Consider the following 18845-nt stretch of genomic DNA (forward strand, 5'->3'; position numbering starts at 1 on the left):
TCCACTGCCGTCGGTCCGTGCGGACGACGTTAGGAACGGCGCGTTTCGGCCCCGGTCCCCGCCGGATGACCGGCGGGAAACCTTGCTCTCACCCGCTGCCGGGCGCCCCTGTGAGCGCTGCGGCGGGCAGCCAGGCGCCGGGGGGCACCTCCAGCCAGCCGCGTTCGGCGGCGAGGCCGCGGACGGCGCGGCGCAGCGCGTCCAGGCCCGGGTGGGCAAAGCCCCTGCGCCACACCATCGACAGGGGGGAGAGGGGCAGCGGTTCGGCCAGGGGGCGCTTGGTGCAGGCGGGCAGATCGGTGAAGTCGACGGTGACGAGGACGGGCGTGCGGGTCTTGGCCATCACCCGGCGGAACTCCTCCTTGCCGATGGCGACGGGCGCGGGCGGTGCGAGGGCGATGCCGCGGCCTTCGAAGAGCTCGCGGGCGAGGCGGGTCCACTCCAGGGTCCGCGGGTTGCCGGCGCCCGCGTACACGTGCTCCCCGGCGAGGGCGCGGACCGGCAGGGGGGCGCCGGGACGGTCGGCCAGCGGGTGCCCGTCGGGCAGGAGCGCGGCGAGCGGCTCGTAGCGTACGGGCATGTGGTCGAGGCGGCGGCGCAGCGCGGGTTCCAGGCCGTGGACGTAGCCGAACGCGACGTCCAGCCGGCCGGCGGCGACCTCTGCGGCGGCGTGCGTGAGGCCGCTCTCGAAGCGGGCCATCAGCTCGCAGTCCGGGGCGAGTTCGCGGGCCCGGTCGAGGACGGTGCGGGCGCTGCTGGGGCCGTCGGTGTTGACGTCGACGAGGAGCGGGCTCGGGCCGGCGAACGCGGCGGCGAGCTCCTCGTGGGCGGCAAGCACCCGGCGGGCCAGCGGCAGCAGCCGCTCGCCGTCGGCGGTCAGCTCGACGGCGCGGGTGGTCCGGGTGAACAGGGCGGCGCCGAGGCCTTGTTCGAGGCGGCGCACGTCGCGGCTGAGGGCCTGCTGGGCGGTGTAGAGGCGGGCGGCGGCGCGAGTGAAGTGCAGCTCCTCGGCGACCGCGAGGAAGCCGCGCAGCAGCCGGGGGTCGACGTCACGGGGATTCACGCGCCGAGACTAACAACAGGATGCGGTCAATGGTCGGCCAAGAGGTGTTGGACCGAACACCCCGCCCCCACAGAACCTGGGTGCATGCCGCACACGACCGCCGCCCCCGACAGCGCCCTGCCCGCTTCCCTCCGCCTGCCCTCCCCCGGCCGCACGGCCTCCCCCGCGCCCTTCCGCGCGGCCCGCGCCCGCCGCCCCGCCGCGGCGGACGCCCCGCGCCTGGCGGTCACCGGCTCGACGCTGGTCATCGCCCGCACCGCCCAGGCCCCCGCCCGGCGCCGCAAGGCGCCCGGCCCGTACGCGCGGCTGTTCGCCCTGCCCGGCACCCGCGCCTTCACCGCGGGGAACCTCCTGGCAAGGCTGCCGATGGGGATGTTCGCGGTGAGCGCGATCATGATGATCGCCGGGCAGCGCGGCTCGTACGCCCTGGCCGGCGCGGTCACCGCGACGGGCCTCGGCGCGACGGCGCTGGTCGCACCGTGGACCGCCCGCATGGTCGACCGGTACGGGCAGGCGCGCGTCGCCGTCCCCGCGACGCTGGTCGCGGTGCTCGGCTCGCTCGCGCTCGTCGCGTGCGTCCGCACCGGGGCCCCGGCGTGGACCCTGTTCGCGAGCTACGCGGCCACCGCGACGACCCCGAACATCGGCGGCATGTCGCGGGCCCGCTGGACCCACCTGCTGAAGGACTCCCCCGCCGCGCACCACACCGCGATGTCCTTCGAGCAGGCCGCGGACGAGCTGTGCTTCATGCTGGGCCCGGTCGTGGCGGCGCTCCTGTGCTCGGCGGTCTTCCCCGAGGCGGGCACGCTGGCCGGGGCCGTCCTCCTCCTGGCCGGGATGCTGCTGTTCACCGCGCAGCGCGCGACCGAACCGCCCGCCTCCCCGGCCGTCCGCGCATCCTCCCCCCTGCGCGCACTCCGCCCCCTCCTGCTGCTGTTCCTCCCGCTGGGCGCGGTGTTCGGCGCGATGGAGGTCGCCTCCATCGCCTACCTCGACGGCCACGGCCTGGGCGCAGCGGTCGGCCCCATCCTGGCCCTGCAGGCCGCCGGATCCTGCGCCGCAGGCCTCCTGTACGGCACCCGCAGGCCCCTGGACCTGCGGGTGTGCCTGGCGGCGACGGCCGCGGCGATGTCCCTGCCCTGGGCGGCCGCCGCCGCGGACTCGGTGGCCCTGACCGGCCTCGCCCTCCTCCTGGCCGGCATGTCGACGGCCCCGACGATGGTCACGGCGATGTCCCGCATCCACGCGGCGGTCCCGCGGGAGCGCCTGAACGAGGGCATGACCCTCGCGGTCACGGCAACCCTGGCCGGCATAGCGGCGGGCTCCGCCACGGCGGGCACCCTGATCGACCGCTTCGGCACGACCGTCCCGTACGCCCTCCCGGCAGCAGCCGCCGCCACGGCCCTCCTCCTGTCCACCACCTTGCGCCGCCGCTGAGCAGCCTGCTCCGGTGCCGATCCGGCACTGTGGTCCTGTACCGAACCGAAGGAGGTGCGCCGCATGCCCATCAGCGCCGGCGAAGCCCGCAGGAACCTGCTCTCGCTCATCGAGCGCGTCACCGACGACCACACGCCGGTCCGGATCAGCTCCGCGGCGGGGGACGCGGTCCTGATGTCCGCGGACGACTTCGATGCCTGGCAGGAGACGGTGTACCTCCTCGGCTCCCCGGCGAACGCCCGCAGGCTGGCGGAGGCCGTGGCCCGGGACCGGGCGGACGCCCGCCCGGTCCCGGACGGCGGGGCGGCATGACGAAGGCCCCGCGGCCGGAACGGCTGCGGGGCCTTGCACGCATGGGATCCCCGGTGCGACACGTCAGCCGGCACCGGCCGCGGACAGGCGACCGGAGGCTCGGCCGTCGAGCGAGGGATTGACTGCAAAATGACTGCACCGACGATAAAATGCAGTCATGACTGCATTCACGATCCGTGAAGTCCCCGATGACGTCGCCCGCCGCATAAAGGTCCGGGCCGCCGAGGCCGGACAGTCCCTCCAGAGCTACCTGCTCAGCCTCGTCACCCGAGACGCCACCCAGCCCACGCTCGCCGAAATGGCCGACCGGGCCGAGCGCTACGCCACGGAGGACATCGACCTCCAGGACGTCCTCGACGCCATCGATGCGGGCAGGACGGGCCGTTGATCGTCGTGGACTCCTCTGCCCTGGTCCTGTTCCTCACGGACAGGGGCTCCCGGGGCGCCGCTGCCCGCCGACGCATCAGCGAGGAGGACACTCTCGCCGCTCCCTACCTCCTGGACACCGAGGTCGCGTCCGCCCTCCTGGGCATGGCACGCGGCGCCAAGATCGACCCCTCGAGCCTCGACGAGCACTTCGAGACCTACCAGGGGCTGCGCGTACAGCGTCACGAGACGGGCCCTCTGCTCCCCCGGATCCGAAAGCTGTACGCCAACCTCTCCGCCTGCGACGCGACGTACGTCGCCCTCGCCGAAGCGCGGGGCGTCCCCCTGCTGACGGCGGACGTGCGCATCAAACGAGGCGTTCAGAAGCCGCGTTGCGTCATCGAGGTCATCACCGCCAACGGCGATCACCCCCCGCACCCGGGCACCTGACACACCCCGGTCTCCGCCACGCTCCCCGAAGGGTGGTGCATCCGTCGTGCTCCCACATGACGAAGGCCCCTCGACCTCGCGAAAATTTTCGCAGGTCAAGGGGCCTTCGCCCACATGGGATGAGTGGAGATGGCGGGAATCGAACCCGCGTCCAACGGTGCAGAAGGAGGGCTTCTCCGAGCGCAGTCCGCTGCGATTTTCTCGGCCCCGGAGATCACACGGACAAGTCTCCGACGGGCTCAGTCACTGTTTGATTTCCCTCCAACCCCCGTGACCGGGGCTAGAGGTTTAGATCCCTAGTCGACGCCAGGATCCGGACCGGGACCACTTCCGGGCTGACGCTCCTCACAGAGGCTTCAGCTCACTGCTATCAGGCAGCGAGGGCGAAGCGGGAGTTATCGCTCTTGGAGTTGGCGATTATTTTTTTGCGACATGTGGTTAGCGAGATCATTGCCGCTTCCTCGGCTCGCTTCCCCTACATCGACATCCGCTGTCGAAACCGATCATCCCCATGTTGATTTTTCAAGGTGCGCCCGCCCCGCGGGGTGGGTGCGCAGCCCATGGTACGCGAAGTGGACCACCGCGTGCCAGGTGATTAACGCTCGCCGCGCTGGCGCCGCCGTGCCGCCGCGATCGCGCGGTTCGTCTCCCGCGTGTCCTGCTTCTCGCGCAGCGCCTGCCGCTTGTCGTACTCCTTCTTGCCCTTCGCCAGCGCGATCTCGACCTTGGCCCGGCCGTCCTTGAAGTACAGCGACAGCGGCACCACGGTGTGGCCGCTCTCCTGCGCCTTCGACTCCAGCTTGTCGATCTCCTCCCGGTGCAGCAGCAGCTTCCGCTTGCGCCGGGCGCTGTGGTTCGTCCACGTGCCCTGGCTGTACTCCGGCACGTGCACGTTGTACATCCAGGCCTCGCGGCCCTCCACCGACACGTAGCCGTCGACGAGCGAGGCCCGTCCCTGGCGCAGGGACTTCACCTCGGTGCCGGTGAGCACGATGCCGCACTCGTAGGTGTCGAGGATGGCGTAGTCGTGCCGCGCCTTCTTGTTCTGGGCGATCAGCTTGCGCCCTTTTTCCTTAGCCATAGTGGTGGTCATTTTTGCACTACGGACCCACCCCGAGGCCACCCAATACCGTGCGGGCGCGCTCCTCGGCCCGGTCGCGGGCGGGCAGGTCGGGGGTGATGCCGGTGCCGTCGAGGCTGCGGCCGCCCGGGGTGCGGTACGTGCCGACCGTCAGCTCGGCGACCGAGCCGTCGGGCAGCTGCGTCGGCATCTGGACGGACCCCTTGCCGAAGGTGCGGGTGCCGACGGCCACGGCCCGGCCGCGGTCCTGCAGGGCGCCGGCGACGAGCTCGGCGGCGCTCATGGTCCCGGCGTTGACGAGGGCGACCAGCGGGCGGGCGGTGTCGCCGCCGCGCTCGGCGTACAGGGCGCGCTCCTCGCCGCGGACGTCGTAGGTGGCGACGAGCCCGCCGTCGAGGAAGGCGGAGGCGGCGGCGACGGCCTCGGTGACGAGCCCGCCGGGGTTGCCGCGCAGGTCGAGCATGACGCCGCCGCCGGGCGGGGCGGCCCGTACGGCGTCCCGGACGCGGGCGCCGGAGCCGCGGGTGAAGGCGGCGACCTTGATGACGGTGATCCCGCCGGGCAGCGTGCGGACGGTGACGGGCTCTGCCCGCAGCAGCTCGCGGTGCACGGTGCGGGAGGCCTCGGCGCCCTCGCGGGCGGTGCGCAGGGCGACGGGGGTGCCGGCCTCGCCGCGCAGGAGGGCGACGACCTCGGCGGTCTTCAGGCCGGTCACGGAGCGGTCGTCGACGGCGACGAGGCGGTCCCCGGCGGCGATGCCGGCGCGGGCGGCGGGCCCGCCGGGCTGGACGCGGGCGATCCCGATGGCGCCGTCGGCACGGCGTTCGGGCCAGAGGCCGACGCCGGTCCAGCGGCCGTCGAGGTCTTCGGCGAAGGCCTGGAACTCGCCGCGGTCGTAGACGACGCCCCACCGGTCGCCGCTGCGGCTGACGACCTCCTGGGCGGCCTTCTTGCCGGACTTGCCCTCGGCGACGGCTTCGGCGGCGGCGCGGGCGACGGCCTCCCGGTCGGCGGTTCCGGCTCCGGGGGCGGCACCGCCAGGCCCGGGACCGGCCCCTCCGGGCGGCGCCGCGGCGGTCGTTAAGCCGCTGCCGGAAGCGCCGGCGGCGCCGGCCCCGTCCCAGCAGCCCATGGCGGCTGCGGCGGTGACGGCCGTGGCGAAGGCCAACGTGAGGACGGCCCCGCGACGCAGGTCGCGGGGCCGCGGACAGAAGCTGGGCAGACCCTGCATGCGCCCGAGTCTAGGACAAGGCCCCTTCCGCCACGGCGGGTTGGACCGGGCTCACAGGGGGCGCTCGTCACACCCTGAGGTACTTGCGGAGCGCGAGGAACGCCGCAAGTGACGGCATCAGCACGCCGATTGCCAGCACGAGCGGCAGCTTGGTCAGGACCTCGTCCCAGCCGATGAAGTTGATCAGTTCCATCTTGGTGCGGAGCGAGGCGCCGTGGTCGATGACGAAGTACTGGCCCGCGCCGAGCATCAGGCAGGCGAACACGGCGCCGATCAGGCCGGCGAACGCGGCCTCCATGATGAACGGCACCTGGATGTAGAAGCTGGAGGCGCCGACCAGCCGCATGATCCCGGTCTCGCGGCGGCGGCTGAAGGCGGACACCCGCACCGTGTTGACGATCAGCAGCAGCGCCACCACCAGCATGATCAGCATGATGCCGAGGGCGGCCCAGTTGAGGTAGCCGAGCATCTGGAAGAGGTTGTCCAGCTCGGTGTGCTGGTCGGCCACCGACTGGACGCCGTCGCGGCCCGCGAACGCCGTCGTGATGACCTTGTACTTCTCGGGTTCCGTGAGCTTCACGCGGAAGGAGTCGGGCATCTGGTCGGGGGTGATCACCGAGGCGAGCGCGGTGTGCCCGAAGCGCTCCTTGTAGTGCTTGTAGGCCTCGTCGGAGGACTCGTAGTGGACGGTCTGGACGAGCTCCATCTTCTCCAGGTCGGTCTGGATCAGCTGCTTCTGCTCGGGTGTCGCCGCACCCTTGGCGCAGGCCCGGCTGCCGAGCTCGCTGCTGTCCTCCGCGTCGCTCTTGTTGCAGAGGTAGATGGAGACGTTGACCTTGTCGTACCAGTAGCCCTTCATCTTGCTCACCTGGTCGCGCATGAGCAGGGAGCCGCCGAACAGGGCGAGCGAGAGGGCCACGGAGATGACGACCGCGAAGGTCATGGTCAGGTTGCGGCGGAGACCGACCCCGATCTCCGACATGACGAACTGGGCGCGCATGACGTCTGGGTGGGCCCTTTCAGTGCTGGTAGCCGTAGACGCCGCGCGACTGGTCGCGGACGAGGCGGCCCTGTTCGAGTTCGATGACGCGCTTGCGCATCTGGTCGACGATCTGCTGGTCGTGCGTCGCCATGATCACGGTGGTGCCGGTGCGGTTGATGCGGTCCAGCAGCTTCATGATGCCGACGGACGTCTGCGGGTCGAGGTTGCCGGTGGGCTCGTCCGCGATGAGCAGGGCGGGGCGGTTGACGAAGGCGCGGGCGATGGCGACGCGCTGCTGCTCGCCGCCGGAGAGCTCGCCCGGCATGCGGTCCTCCTTGCCGCCGAGGCCGACGAGCTCCAGCACCTGCGGGACGGCCTTGCGGATCTCGCCGCGCGGTTTGCCGATGACCTCCTGCGCGAAGGCGACGTTCTGCGCCACCGTCTTGTTGGGCAGGAGCCGGAAGTCCTGGAAGACGGTGCCCAGCTGGCGCCGCATCTGCGGGACCTTCCAGTTCGAGAGCTTGCCGAGGTCCTTGCCGAGGACGTGGACCTGGCCGTGGGTGGCCCGCTCCTCGCGCAGGACGAGCCGCAGGAAGGTGGACTTGCCGGAGCCGGAGGAGCCGACCAGGAAGACGAACTCGCCCTTCGCGATCTCCAGGGAGACATCTCTGAGTGCGGGGCGGTTCTGCTTCGGGTAGGACTTGGAGACGTTGTCGAATCGGATCACGGGTGCACCACGGTCGCCGGGAGTAGGTGTGCGTGACCATACGCGAACGGGCCCCGGGTGGGGACCCGGCGCCCGCAGTTGCCCGATATGTCCCGCGGGACGGGGGAGGCGGCGGGTGATTGCCCGGACGGGCCGCGCCGAAAGCCTGCGGAGCTGGCACAGTGGTAGGGGGAACGGTCTCGTTCCCGCACGCGTTGTACAAGGGGACGAGAGGAGGAGAGCGCATGACATATGACCGGCTCGTGTGCGCGAACTGCGCCGCGCCCGTCAGTCAGGGCCGCTGCCCGGTGTGCCGGGCGAACCGGGAGCGCCTCCAGCAGGAGGGCCCCTTCGCAGGCCTGAACCCCATGGCGCTCATCGCGCTCCTGGTGGTCCTCGTGGCGGCTCTGGCCCTGGTGGCGCAGCACACCGCGTAGGGCCGGCGGGCGCCGGCGGCTCCGCCGCACGTCCCGATCATGCGTCGCCCCGCCCCCCTGGGAGGGACGGGAGGAGAACGACGGCGGGGCCCGGACACCCTTCGGTGTCCGGGCCCCGCCCTCTGTTCGCGTGCCGCGCGCCCCGCCCGGGGCGCGCGGTCCGGCGGCCCGGTTCAGGCCGTCGTCTGCTCCTGCTGCTTGCGCCAGCGGATGCCGGCCTCGAGGAAGCCGTCGATGTCACCGTCGAGCACCGACTGCGGGTTGCCGACCTCGAACTCCGTCCGCAGGTCCTTGACCATCTGGTACGGGTGCAGGACGTAGGAGCGCATCTGGTTGCCCCACGAGTTGCCGCCGTCGCCCTTGAGGGCGTCCATCCTGGCCTGCTCCTCCTGGCGGCGCCGCTCCAGCAGCTTCGCCTGGAGGACGTTCATGGCGCTGGCCTTGTTCTGGATCTGGCTGCGCTCGTTCTGGCAGGACACCACGATGCCGGTCGGGATGTGCGTGATGCGCACGGCCGAGTCGGTGGTGTTGACGCCCTGGCCGCCGGGGCCCGAGGCCCGGTAGACGTCGATGCGCAGCTCGGTCTCGTCGATCTCGACGTGGTCGGACTGCTCGACGACCGGGAGCACCTCGACGCCCGCGAAGGACGTCTGGCGGCGGCCCTGGTTGTCGAAGGGCGAGATGCGGACCAGGCGGTGCGTGCCCTGCTCCACCGAGAGGGTGCCGTAGGCGTACGGCGCCTTGACGACGAAGGTCGTCGACTTGATGCCGGCCTCTTCCGCGTACGAGGTCTCGTACACCTCGGTGGAGTAGCCGTGCCGCTCGGCCCAGCGCAGGTACATGCGCTGGAGGCGCTCGGCGAAGTCGGAGGCGTCGACGCCGCCCGCCTCGGCGCGGATGTTGACCAGCGCCTCGCGCTCGTCGTACTCGCCGGACAGGAGGGTGCGGACCTCCATCTCGTCCAGCGCCTTGCGGACCGCGGCGAGCTCCGCCTCGGCCTCGGCGCGGGTGTCCGCGTCGTCCATCTCCTCGGCCAGCTCGAAGAGGACCGCGAGGTCGTCGATGCGGCCGCGCAGCGCCTCGGTCTTGCGGACCTCGGCCTGGAGGTGGGAAAGCCGGCTCGTGATCTTCTGGGCAGCCTCGGGGTCGTCCCACAGGGACGGGGCCGCGGCCTGCTCCTCGAGCACGGCAATGTCTGCCCTCAGCTTGTCGAGGTCCAGGACGGCCTCGATCGACCCCATGGTCGAGGAGAGGGACTTCAGCTCTTCGGAAACATCGACGACTGCCACGGGTCCAGCGTAGCCGGTCTCCGGGCGCCCCCGTCCGGCCAGTCCGGTTCACCCGTTCTGATGGACGCCGGTACGGGCGTACGCTCACGGTATGACTCTCCTCCTCGTCAAGCGCCGCCATGTGGACCACATGCGTGTCACGACGACGAGCTGTCAGCCGCCGGACCGAACACAAGCCTGATCCACCCGATCCGACTTGGTCCTGTACGCGGCCCATGCGGCTCCGGCGCCACCCCTGCCGGCAGGCCCTCCCCCTCCGCTGCCCCGCCACCACCGGGGAACAGGACCCCGTGACATCCGAAACGGAGCCGTCATGCCGTCCGCGCACTCCCTCCCCGTCATCGATCTCTCCCAGGCCGACGACCCCGCCCTGCGGCCGGGGTTCCTGAAGGAACTCCACGCCGCCGCCCGGGACACCGGCTTCCTCCACCTCACCGGGCACGGGATCTCCGAGGCGGAGAGCGCCCGCATACTGGACGTGACCAGGGCTTTCTTCGCCCTGCCCGAGGCTGACCGGCTCGCCGTCAGCAATCTGAACTCGCCGCACTTCCGCGGCTACACACGCATCGGGCACGAGCTGACGGGCGGCGCCTCCGACTGGCGCGACCAGCTCGACGTGGGCGCCGAGCGCCCCGCCCCGCGGCTCGGCCCGGACGACCCGGCCTACCTGTGGCTGGAGGGGCCCAACCAGTGGCCGGCCGCCCTGCCCGAGCTGCGGACCGTCGTCCTGGACTGGCAGACCCGGCTCGCCGCGGTGGCGCACCGGCTGCTGCAGGAGCTGCTGACCTCCATCGGCGCCCCGCACGACTTCTTCGACGCCGCCTTCGCGGACCGCCCGCACCTGCACACCAAGCTGATCCGCTACCCCGGATCGGCCCCGTCGGGCGCCGACCAGGGCGTCGGCGCGCACAAGGACTACGGGTTCCTGACGCTGCTGCTGCAGGACTCGGTCGGCGGGCTGCAGGTCGTCAGGGACGGCGGGTACGTGGACGTGCCGCCGATGCCGGGGGCGTTCGTCGTCAACCTGGGCGAGCTGCTGGAGATCGCGACGGAGGGGTACCTGACGGCGACCGACCACCGGGTGGTGAGCCCGCCGGGCGCGGTGGAGCGGTTCTCGGTGCCGTTCTTCTACAACCCGCGGCTCGACGCGGTCGTGGAGACGGTGCCGGGCGACTACCTGCGGTCGGCGCCGGGCCTCACGCACGACGCGTCGAACCCGCTGCACGCGGAGTACGGGCGCAACGAGCTCAAGGGGTGGGTGCGGGCGCACCCGGAGGTGGCCCGCCGCTGGCATCCGGAGCTGGTCGGCGCCTGAGCGGCGGGCCGACTGCGGCCCCGGGTCCCGGTGCGGCCAAAACGGCGAGGCGCCCGCCGGGGCCGGAAACCCCGCCGGGCGCGTCAGGGCTTCGGCGGGGCCGAGTTCTTCGACGCCGGCGGCTGGGGGCGGTCGTCGCCGTCCGAGGAGGCCAGCCAGCCGCCGACCCCGACGGCGGCGGCGAGGGCTACCGCCCCCGCGGACAGCACGAGGCGCCTCCGGCGCACGGTGTCCGCCCGGTGCCTGGCCGACCCCGGCCGGTGGCCGCCCGCGGGCCGCGGCACCCGGGCGGTGCCGAGCGCACCCCCGGCCAGCTCCTCGGGCCCCGGCACGCGCATCGAGGTGTGGGTGTCCCGGTTCGAGTCCGTCGCCGAGCCGGGCACCAGCGGGACGGCCCCGCGCCGCCGGACGGGCGCCGCGGGTGCCTCCCCGGCCAGCTCCGGCTCGGGCTCGGCGTCGTCGGGCTCGTCCACGTCCAGCGGGGGTATGCCCGCCAGCATCGGCAGCAGGTCCCGCAGCCGGGCGGACAGCTCGGAGGCGCGCAGCCGGGAGGCCGGCCCCTTGGCCAGGCACTGCACGATCAGCTGCCACAGCTCCTCCGGGATGCCGGGCAGCGGCACCACGGTCTCGGTCACGTGGCGGCGCAGCACGGCGCCGGGATGTCCGCCGCCGAACGGCGTGAACCCGGCGAGCAGCTCGTACAGGACGGTCGCCAGGGCGTAGATGTCCACGGCCGCGCGCGGCGGCAGCCCCTCGACGATCTCCGGCGCCAGGTAGTCGGGGGTGCCGATGATCCGGGTCGCGGTGGCGGAGGCCCGCCCGCTCCCGCCCGCGGCGGCCCCGATCCGCTTCGGGGTGTCGATCAGCTTGGCGACGCCGAAGTCGGTGAGCAGGGCCGGGTGGGCGCCGCCGGGTCCGAGGGGGCCCTGCATGTCGAGGAGGACGTTCTCGGGCTTCACGTCGCGGTGGACGACACCGGCGGCGTGGGCGGCGGCGAGCGCGTCCGCCACGTCGGCGGTGATCGCGACGGCCGCCTCGGGCGCGAGGCGGCGCTCCCGGTCGAGCCGGGTGCGCAGGTCCGTGCCGCGCACCAGGTCCATGACCAGGGCGAGGTCGTTGCCGTCGACGACGAGGTCGCGGACCGAGACGATGTGCGGGTGGTCCAGGCCGAGCAGCGCGCTGCGCTCTTGGACGAAGCGTCCGACCAGTTCCTGGTCGGACGCGAGGTCCTCGCGCAGCAGCTTGACGGCGACGGGGCCGTCGGGCCCCTCGCCGAGCCACACCGTGCCCGCGCTTCCGCGCCCCAGGATCTGGTGCGCGGTGTACCGGCTGCCGATTTTCCGTGCCACGACTGCTCCCTCAGCGGCTGGCGTACGGCACCAAAGCTATGCGGTCGCGCGGGCGCCCGGCGCCGCGGAACACGGTGACCTTCACTTCTGCGGGCGAAATCACGTCCCGGATGTCGACAAATCCACGAAGTCGGGGCTCCGCGGGCCCGTTCAGGGGGTGCCCGCGCCCGTTCCGCCGCCCGTGCCCGCGGTGTCGCCGAGGGAGGTGACCCAGTCGACGATGCCCGTGCCCCAGCTCCAGAGCTGGTCGAACCAGCCCTTGCCGGTGCCGATCCACGACTGGAGCGGGGTGAGCTCCCAGACCAGCCAGCCCGCGACGAAGAAGACCAGGATCATCACCAGGCAGCCCTTGAGGCAGCCGAGGCCGGGGATCCGGATCGGGTTCGCGCTGCGGCGGCGCGGCTCGCGCGGCTCTCGGGCGGGCCGCTGCGGCGGCGGGGCCTGCTGCGGCTGCTGGGGGGCCTGGGGCTGCCGGTACGGCTGGGCCTGCGGCGCCGGCTGCTGCTGCCGATACGGCTGCGGCGGCGGGGGCGCCTGCTGCGGCTGCGGGTAGTAGGGCTGCTGCGGCGGCTGCTGGTACTGGGGCGCCTGGGGGTGCTGCTGCGGCGGGTACTGCGGCGGCGGCGCCTGCCGGTACTGCGGGGGCTGCTGCGGCCGCTGGGGCCGCTGCTGCGGAGGCGGCGGCGGGGGCGCCTGCCGCTGGGGCCGGCGGCGCAGCGGGTCCTCGCTGGGGTCGAGGTAGTGCACCTGCGTCTGCTCGTTGCGGTCCCGCGCGGCGCGCATCTGCGTCTGCCACGGGTGCGGCGTGTCCGGCCGCTCCACGGGCGGCATGACCGAGGTGGCGGCCGCCTCCGGGACGCCGTCGCCGGGGCCGCCCGTCGCGGGCAGCACGGAGGTGGCGTCGGCGGCGCCGACCGGCGGCAGCACGCTCGTCATCGCGTTGGGGTCGTACGCGCCATCCTGGCCGGCGGCGGCGCGGCCGGGCAGCACCTGCGTGGCGTCCGCGGCCCCGGGCGCGGCCGCGGGGGTCTGCGGGACGGGCGCGGGCGAGGGGTCGGGGGCGAGCAGCGCGCCGACGCCGAGGGCGGCCTCGACCTCGGCGGGAGCGCTGTGCACGCCGATGCCGGAGGCGACGACGCGCAGGCCGCGGGCCAGGTTCTCGGCGCTGGGGCGCTCGCCGGGCTCCTTGCGCAGGCAGCGCTCGATGACGATCCACAGCGGCTCGGGCAGGCTCGGCGGGCGCTGGGGGTCCTCGCTGAGGTGGCGGTGGAGGACTTCGAGTGCGGTCGCGCCGGCGAACGGCGGGCGCCCGGTGACGAGTTCGTAGAGCAGGATGCCGGCGCCGTAGATGTCGACGGCGGAGGTCTGCGGGCGGCCCTCGGCGGATTCGGGGGCGACGTAGGCGGGGGTGCCGACGAACTCGTGGGTGCGGGTCAGGCCCGGGGAGTCGGCGAGGCGGGCGATGCCGAAGTCGGTGAGCATCGGCTTCATGCGTCCGTCGCTCTCGTCGAGCAGGACGTTCGCGGGCTTGAGGTCGCGGTGGACGACGCCGTCGGCGTGGCTGGCGGCGAGCGCGTCGGCGATCTGGGCGGTCAGCAGGGCCGCCGCGACCGGGGTGAAGGGGCCGTTCTCCCGGATGTAGCGGTGCAGGTCCGGGCCCTCGATCAGGTCCATGACGAGGGCGAGGAGGTCGCCCTCGACGACGAGGTCGCGGGTGCGGACGATGTTCGGGTGGGTCAGGCGCAGCAGGACGGAGCGCTCCCGCAGGAAGCGCATGACGATGTCCGGGTCCTGGGCCAGCTCCTCCTTGAGGACCTTGATGGCCAGGGTCTCGCCCGGCTGTCCGGCCACGGCGGCCTCGGCGCCGGCGGTCTCGCGCTGGCGGGCTCGCCAGACGGTGCCCGTGGCGCCGCGCCCGAGCGGCTCCTCGAGCAAGTACTTGCTGCCGACTGGCCGCACGTCTCGCGCTCCCTGCTGTCGTGGTGGGTGGTGCATGTCGTTCGGTTTTGCGGCCCACTCTAGGGGGTGTCCTCCGCAAAGACGCCGGGTGGCGGCGGTTGGTTGCCGCACATATGTGCGGACTGTGATGTTCGCGGCGTATGCCGGAGGCGTTTTTCCGCGGCGGAGGGCCGCTCTCCTCGGGTTTCCCCGGGGAGCCTGTCCGCATGTGCGCGCCCCTTGCACCGGACCCCGGCCATTCAAGATCATTTATCGGCGGGTGCCGGGCGTGTCGTCCGCAACAGGTGCGAGGATGCACCCGTGCGGAAGCGGGGGCGGGGAGCCCGCGCTCCCGCGCAGACCTGACCGGACGACGCGCCGTGCCGGGTGGGGGGCCGGGCGGGCTCGTCCGCCGTCCCCGCCGGGCCGCGCGCACCGCGCACCGCGCAGAAGGGACCGCTGACGGCGATGCAGATCCGGCTGACCGTCCTCGGGTCGCGCAGCGGCCACCAGACCGTGCCCGCCGGCTGTGACGTCCTCGTCACCGCGCCCGCCGGAACCCCGCTCTCCGCGGTCGCCTCCGGGCTCGCCGCGACCGTCGGCGGCCCCGACACGGGCGGTACGGCGGCCCTGTACGCGGGCGAGCGCCGCCTCGACCCGCAGCGCCACGTCCTCGGCGAGCCGCCGCTGGTCGACGGCGCCGTGCTGGGCCTGCACGGCCCCGTCCCGGACCACGCCCCCGACGGGGCGGAGGGCGCCCAGCTGCACGTCGTGGCCGGGCCCGACGCGGGCGGGGTGCACCTGCTGCACCCGGGCATGATCCGGATCGGCCGCTCGGCCGACGCCGACGTCCCCCTCGACGACCCGGACGTCTCGCGGCTGCACTGCACGGTGACGGTCCTGCCGGACGGCCGCGTCGCCGTCGCGGACCTGGACTCGACGAACGGGACGACCCTCGACGGCGCCGAGGTCGGGCGCCGGCCCGTGCCGCTGGCCCCGGGCGCCCTGCTGCGGATCGGGGAGTCCACGCTGCGGCTGGTGGAGGGGGCCGCGCCCCCGCTGCCCCTGGTCCCCGACCTGGAGGGCCACCTCCGCCCGGCCGGACCCGCGCCCTCCGCAGGGCCCGCCGGGCCTGCCCCGGCCGGCCACCACCCCGCCGCGCCCGCACAGCCCGCCGCCCCGCCCGTCCCGGCCGCCGCCCCGGCCCCTCCCGCAGCGCCGCCCGCCGCCGGCCCCGCCCCGGCCGCCCCCGGCGCCGCGGGCCCCCGGCGCCCCCTCGGCGGCCTCGGCGCCTGGGCCCGCAAATGGGTGCGCGGTGAGGAGGAGCCCGCAGAGCACACCACGGCCGGGCCGCCGGCCCCCGCCGTGCCCGACGCCGACGACCCCGCCACCCTCCTGCTGGCCGCCCTCGGGCCCACCGCCCGGCTGTGGTCCCGTCCGCCCGGCCGCCTCGACGTCGGCCTCGGCGCCGGGAGCCGCGTCGCCCTCCAGGACTGCGGCTCCCTCGCCCTCGCCGGGCCGCGGGCCCGCCTCGCGGGCGTCGCCCGCTCCGTCGTGGCCCAGCTGGCCGCGCTGCACGCGCCCGCGCAGCTGGAGATCGTCCTGATCAGCGCCGACCGGGCCCGTACGGTCGCGCAGCGGCGGGAGGAGTGGGGCTGGCTGGGCTGGCTCCCCCACGTCCGCCCCGCGCACGGCCAGGACTGCCGGCTGCTCCTGGCCTACGACCGCGACCAGGCCGCCGCGCGCACCGGCGAGCTGACCCGCCGCCTCGACGCCGGGCCGCTCGGCGCCGACTGGGCCGCCGCCGACCCCTCCCGCGTCCGGGAGGCCGCGGCCGCGCACACCGGCCCCCGCACCCTGCTCGTCGTCGACGGCGACCCCGGCACCGCCGCCCTGCGCGACCTCACCGGCCGCCTGGCCTCCCACGGCCCGGCCGCCGGGATCCACGTCCTCGTCCTGGCGGAGACTCCCGCCGCGACGCCCGCCTCCCCGCTCGCCGAGACGTACGAGGCGGCCTGCGCGGCCGCCCCGGCCTTCCGCGACTGCGGCGCCGCCGCCCTGCTCAGCGGCGACGTGGCCACGGCCGTGCGGGCCTTCGCCGTCGCCGGCGGCCGGCCGTGCCCGCCCGGCACGACCGCGACCGCGGACGCCGTGTCCGCCGCCTGGGCCGAGCGGTTCGCCCGCGCGCTCGCCCCGCTGAAGGCGGAGCCGGCCGGCGGCAGGCCGCAGCGGCCGGCCGCGGCCGCGCTCCCGGCCGCCGCGCGGCTGCTCGACGAGCTGGGGCTCGCCCGGGCCACCCCGGCGTCCCTGATGGCCCGCTGGGCCGAGGCCACCGAGCAGGGGCAGGGCGTCGGCGGGCTGGTCGAGCTCGTCCTCGGCAGCGGGCAGGCCGGGCCGGTCGGGGCCGAGCTGGTCCAGGACGGGCCGCACCTGCTCGTCACGGGCCCCGCCGGCAGCGGCCGTACGGAGCTGCTGCGCTCGGTGGCCGCCTCGCTGGCCGCGGCCGCCCGACCGGACCGGCTCGGCCTGGTCCTGGTCGACGGGGCCGGCGGCGAACGCGGCGACGGCCTCGCCCCGGCCGCCGAACTCCCGCACGCCTCCGCCCACCTGGTGGCCTCCGACCCGGGCCGGATGCGGGAGTTCGCCCAGGCTCTCGGTGCCGAGCTGAAGCGGCGCGCCGAGCTGCTGGAGGGCGTCCCGTTCGCCGAGTGGCACGCCCGCCGCGAGGTGTCCGACCGGATGGTCGCCCCGCGCCGGCCCGCCCCGGGCGAGCAGCTCGGCGGCGACGCCGACCAGCCGCGGACCGGGACGCTCCGGCTGCGCGCCTCGGCCGTGCGCACCGGGCCCGTCCCCGGCCCCGGCCCGCTGCCCCGCCTGGTGGTCCTGGTCGACGACTACGACGCCCTGGTCGCCCCGGCCCTGGGCAGCGCGGGCCGCCCCGCCGCCGGCTCGGTGGTGCGCGCGCTGGAGGCGGTGGCCCGCGACGGGGCGGCCCTCGGCGTGCACCTGGTCGCCTCCACCGCCCGCCCGGACCTCACGGCCGACACGGAGCTCGTACGGGGCAACCCGCTGCGGGTCGAGCTGGAGCCGCCCGACCGGCCGGGGCCGGGCCGCGGCCGGCTGCACGGCGCCGACGGGCGGCCGGTGCCGTTCCAGGGCGGCCGGGTGACCGGGCGGATCCCGCGGACGGCGACGCAGCGGCCGACCGTCGTCCCCCTGGAGTGGGACCGGATGGGTGATCCGCCCGCCCGCCGTCCGGTGCGCGAGCTCGGCAACGGCCCCACCGACCTCGCGCTGCTGGCCAGCGCCCTCGACCGGGCCTCGCACCTGGTCTCGGCGGTGCCCGTGCTCTTCCCTGCCGCGCCCTGACCCCCGGCCGGGCCGCGCCCCCCGGCGCGGCCCGGGCCCCGTACGGCCGCATGCGCGCGCGGAGGCGGTATTGCGGGGTGCGCGGCTCGGGCGTAGACCTGTGGGTCAGGTCACACCACGGGAATCGGGGGCAGGCCATGGACGGGCAGGGATCGAGCCGTACGCAGATGCGCAGGAGGAGCGCCCCGGCCGCCTGGACGGCGCTGGCCGCGGCGGGAGCCCTCCTGCTGGCCGGCTGCGGCGAGGGCGGAGCGGGCAAGTCCGATCCGCCGGGCGGGCCGTCGGCCGCGCCGCGGGTGCAGTTACCGCGGCTGGACGGGGAGAAGCTGGAGGTCTCGGCGGTCTGGACGGGCCCCGAGCAGGCGAACTTCACGAAGGTCCTGGAGGAGTTCGAGAAGCGGACGGGCGCGTCGGTGGCGTTCGTCCCGGCCCAGGACCCGATCGTCACCTTCCTCGGCACGAAGATCGCGGGCGGGCAGCCGCCGGACGTGGCGCTGCTCCCCCAGGTGGGGGCGCTGACGGCGGCGGTGCAGAACAAGTGGGTGCAGCCGGTCGGCCCGGAGGCGAAGGCGCAGCTCGACAAGAACTACTCGCCGGGCTGGAAGGAGCTGGGCGCCGTCGGGGGCACCCAGTACGGCGTCTACTACAAGGCGGCGAACAAGTCGCTGGTCTGGTACAACGCGAAGGCCTTCGAGGCGGCGGGGGTGCAGCCGCCGAAGACGTGGAAGGAGCTGATCGCCGCGGCGGACACGCTGTCGGCGTCCGGCACTCCGGCGGTGTCGGTGGCGGGCGCGGACGGCTGGACGCTGACGGACTGGTTCGAGAACGTCTACCTCTCGCAGGCGGGCCCGGAGAAGTACGACAGGCTCGCCAAGCACGAGATCAAGTGGACGGACGACAGCGTCCGGCAGGCCCTGACGACGCTCGCGGAGCTGTTCGGCCGGAAGGACTTCCTGGCGGGCGGGACGAGCGGGGCGCTGGCGACGGAGTTCCCGAAGTCGGTGACGCAGACGTTCACCGGCGGGGACCGGCCGGCGGCGGCGATGGTCTTCGAGGGCGACTTCGTGGCGGTGAACATCGCCCAGACCGAGGCGAAGATCGGCGAGGACGCCCTCGTCTTCCCGTTCCCGGCGGTCGGCGCGAAGGCGCCCGTGGTGTCGGGCGGGGACGTGGCGGTCGCGCTGAAGCCGTCGAAGGGCGCGCAGGCGCTGCTGACGTTCCTGGCGTCGCCGGACGCGGCGGAGATCCAGGCCCGGCAGGGCGGCTTCGTCTCGCCGAACAAGGCGGTGGACCCGGCGGCCTACCCGAACGCCATCCAGCGGCGCATCGCGGAGGCGCTGATCGCGGCGGGCGACGACTTCCGCTTCGACATGTCGGACCAGGCGCCGGCGGCGTTCGGCGGGACGCCGGGCGCGGGCGAGTGGAAGGCCCTCCAGGACTTCCTGGCGAACCCGTCGGACGTGGCGGGCACCCAGGCCAGACTGGAGGCGGACGCGGCCAAGGCCTACGGGAACTGACCC

At 74.5% G+C, this 18845-nt stretch carries 16 protein-coding genes and 1 other RNA gene; 8 read left to right on the top strand and 9 right to left on the bottom strand.

Going from position 1 to position 18845, the window contains the following annotated elements:
* Positions 1 to 88: 88 nt before the first annotated feature.
* Positions 89 to 1063 (bottom strand): LysR family transcriptional regulator, encoded by a 975-nt coding sequence (locus IE170_RS30025; protein ID WP_189812630.1) that lies wholly within the window; start codon positions 1061 to 1063, stop codon positions 89 to 91.
* 84 nt (positions 1064 to 1147) lie between these two features.
* Between IE170_RS30025 and IE170_RS30030 the strand changes: the two genes are divergently transcribed.
* The 4 genes from IE170_RS30030 to IE170_RS30045 all read left to right on the top strand — a co-directional run bounded on the left by IE170_RS30030 (position 1148) and on the right by IE170_RS30045 (position 3628).
* Positions 1148 to 2500 carry an MFS transporter gene (locus IE170_RS30030; protein WP_373299075.1) on the top strand — a complete coding sequence of 451 codons (1353 nt, stop codon included), beginning with the start codon at positions 1148 to 1150 and terminating at the stop codon, positions 2498 to 2500.
* Positions 2501 to 2563: 63 nt separating this feature from the next.
* Positions 2564 to 2812: a type II toxin-antitoxin system Phd/YefM family antitoxin gene (locus IE170_RS30035; RefSeq protein WP_189812631.1), complete on the top strand. Its 249-nt coding sequence runs from the start codon at positions 2564 to 2566 to the stop codon at positions 2810 to 2812.
* A gap of 157 nt (positions 2813 to 2969) precedes the next feature.
* Positions 2970 to 3200, top strand: coding sequence for a FitA-like ribbon-helix-helix domain-containing protein (locus IE170_RS30040; RefSeq protein WP_189812632.1), 231 nt, complete (start codon positions 2970 to 2972; stop codon positions 3198 to 3200).
* Positions 3201 to 3205: 5 nt separating this feature from the next.
* Entirely contained in the window at positions 3206 to 3628 is a 423-nt protein-coding gene (locus tag IE170_RS30045) for a type II toxin-antitoxin system VapC family toxin (RefSeq protein ID WP_229885289.1), read from the top strand.
* A gap of 121 nt (positions 3629 to 3749) precedes the next feature.
* Here IE170_RS30045 and ssrA read toward each other — a convergent pair.
* The 5 genes from ssrA to ftsE all read right to left on the bottom strand — a co-directional run bounded on the left by ssrA (position 3750) and on the right by ftsE (position 7649).
* Positions 3750 to 4139, bottom strand: a transfer-messenger RNA (tmRNA) gene (gene ssrA / locus IE170_RS30050).
* A gap of 84 nt (positions 4140 to 4223) precedes the next feature.
* The gene (smpB, locus tag IE170_RS30055) at positions 4224 to 4709 is read right to left on the bottom strand and encodes an SsrA-binding protein SmpB (RefSeq protein WP_189812634.1); all 486 of its coding nucleotides are present in this window, start codon (positions 4707 to 4709) and stop codon (positions 4224 to 4226) included.
* A gap of 19 nt (positions 4710 to 4728) precedes the next feature.
* A complete protein-coding gene (locus IE170_RS30060; protein WP_189812635.1) occupies positions 4729 to 5940 on the bottom strand; it encodes a S41 family peptidase in 1212 nt (403 codons plus the stop codon).
* 67 nt (positions 5941 to 6007) lie between these two features.
* Positions 6008 to 6940: a permease-like cell division protein FtsX gene (gene ftsX / locus IE170_RS30065; protein WP_189812636.1), complete on the bottom strand. Its 933-nt coding sequence runs from the start codon at positions 6938 to 6940 to the stop codon at positions 6008 to 6010.
* Between the two features lie 19 nt (positions 6941 to 6959).
* On the bottom strand, positions 6960 to 7649 hold the full coding sequence (ftsE, locus tag IE170_RS30070) for a cell division ATP-binding protein FtsE (protein ID WP_114057746.1): 690 nt from the start codon (positions 7647 to 7649) through the stop codon (positions 6960 to 6962).
* Between the two features lie 224 nt (positions 7650 to 7873).
* Between ftsE and IE170_RS30075 the strand changes: the two genes are divergently transcribed.
* On the top strand, positions 7874 to 8065 hold the full coding sequence (locus tag IE170_RS30075; protein ID WP_114057747.1) for a hypothetical protein: 192 nt from the start codon (positions 7874 to 7876) through the stop codon (positions 8063 to 8065).
* Positions 8066 to 8238: 173 nt separating this feature from the next.
* Here IE170_RS30075 and prfB read toward each other — a convergent pair whose 3' ends face one another.
* Positions 8239 to 9354: a peptide chain release factor 2 gene (gene prfB, locus IE170_RS30080; protein WP_114057748.1), complete on the bottom strand. Its 1116-nt coding sequence runs from the start codon at positions 9352 to 9354 to the stop codon at positions 8239 to 8241.
* Positions 9355 to 9667: 313 nt separating this feature from the next.
* Between prfB and IE170_RS30085 the strand changes: the two genes are divergently transcribed.
* A complete protein-coding gene (locus IE170_RS30085) occupies positions 9668 to 10669 on the top strand; it encodes an isopenicillin N synthase family dioxygenase (protein ID WP_189812637.1) in 1002 nt (333 codons plus the stop codon).
* 83 nt (positions 10670 to 10752) lie between these two features.
* Here the strand turns inward: IE170_RS30085 and IE170_RS30090 are convergent, their stop codons facing one another.
* Together IE170_RS30090 and IE170_RS30095 are read right to left on the bottom strand one after the other, a co-directional pair.
* Positions 10753 to 12018 carry a serine/threonine-protein kinase gene (locus IE170_RS30090; RefSeq protein ID WP_189812638.1) on the bottom strand — a complete coding sequence of 422 codons (1266 nt, stop codon included), beginning with the start codon at positions 12016 to 12018 and terminating at the stop codon, positions 10753 to 10755.
* A gap of 150 nt (positions 12019 to 12168) precedes the next feature.
* Positions 12169 to 13977, bottom strand: a complete 1809-nt coding sequence (locus tag IE170_RS30095) for a serine/threonine-protein kinase (RefSeq protein ID WP_189812639.1) — start codon at positions 13975 to 13977, stop codon at positions 12169 to 12171.
* A 447-nt stretch (positions 13978 to 14424) separates the two neighbouring features.
* On the opposite strand from IE170_RS30095, the gene IE170_RS30100 reads away from it, so the two are divergent.
* A complete protein-coding gene (locus tag IE170_RS30100; RefSeq protein WP_189812640.1) occupies positions 14425 to 17325 on the top strand; it encodes an FHA domain-containing protein in 2901 nt (966 codons plus the stop codon).
* 167 nt (positions 17326 to 17492) lie between these two features.
* On the top strand, positions 17493 to 18842 hold the full coding sequence (locus IE170_RS30105; protein WP_189812641.1) for an ABC transporter substrate-binding protein: 1350 nt from the start codon (positions 17493 to 17495) through the stop codon (positions 18840 to 18842).
* Positions 18843 to 18845: the final 3 nt, after the last annotated feature.

Origin of the sequence: Streptomyces toxytricini, assembly GCF_014649915.1 — a bacterium.
Taxonomy (GTDB): domain Bacteria; phylum Actinomycetota; class Actinomycetes; order Streptomycetales; family Streptomycetaceae; genus Streptomyces; species Streptomyces toxytricini.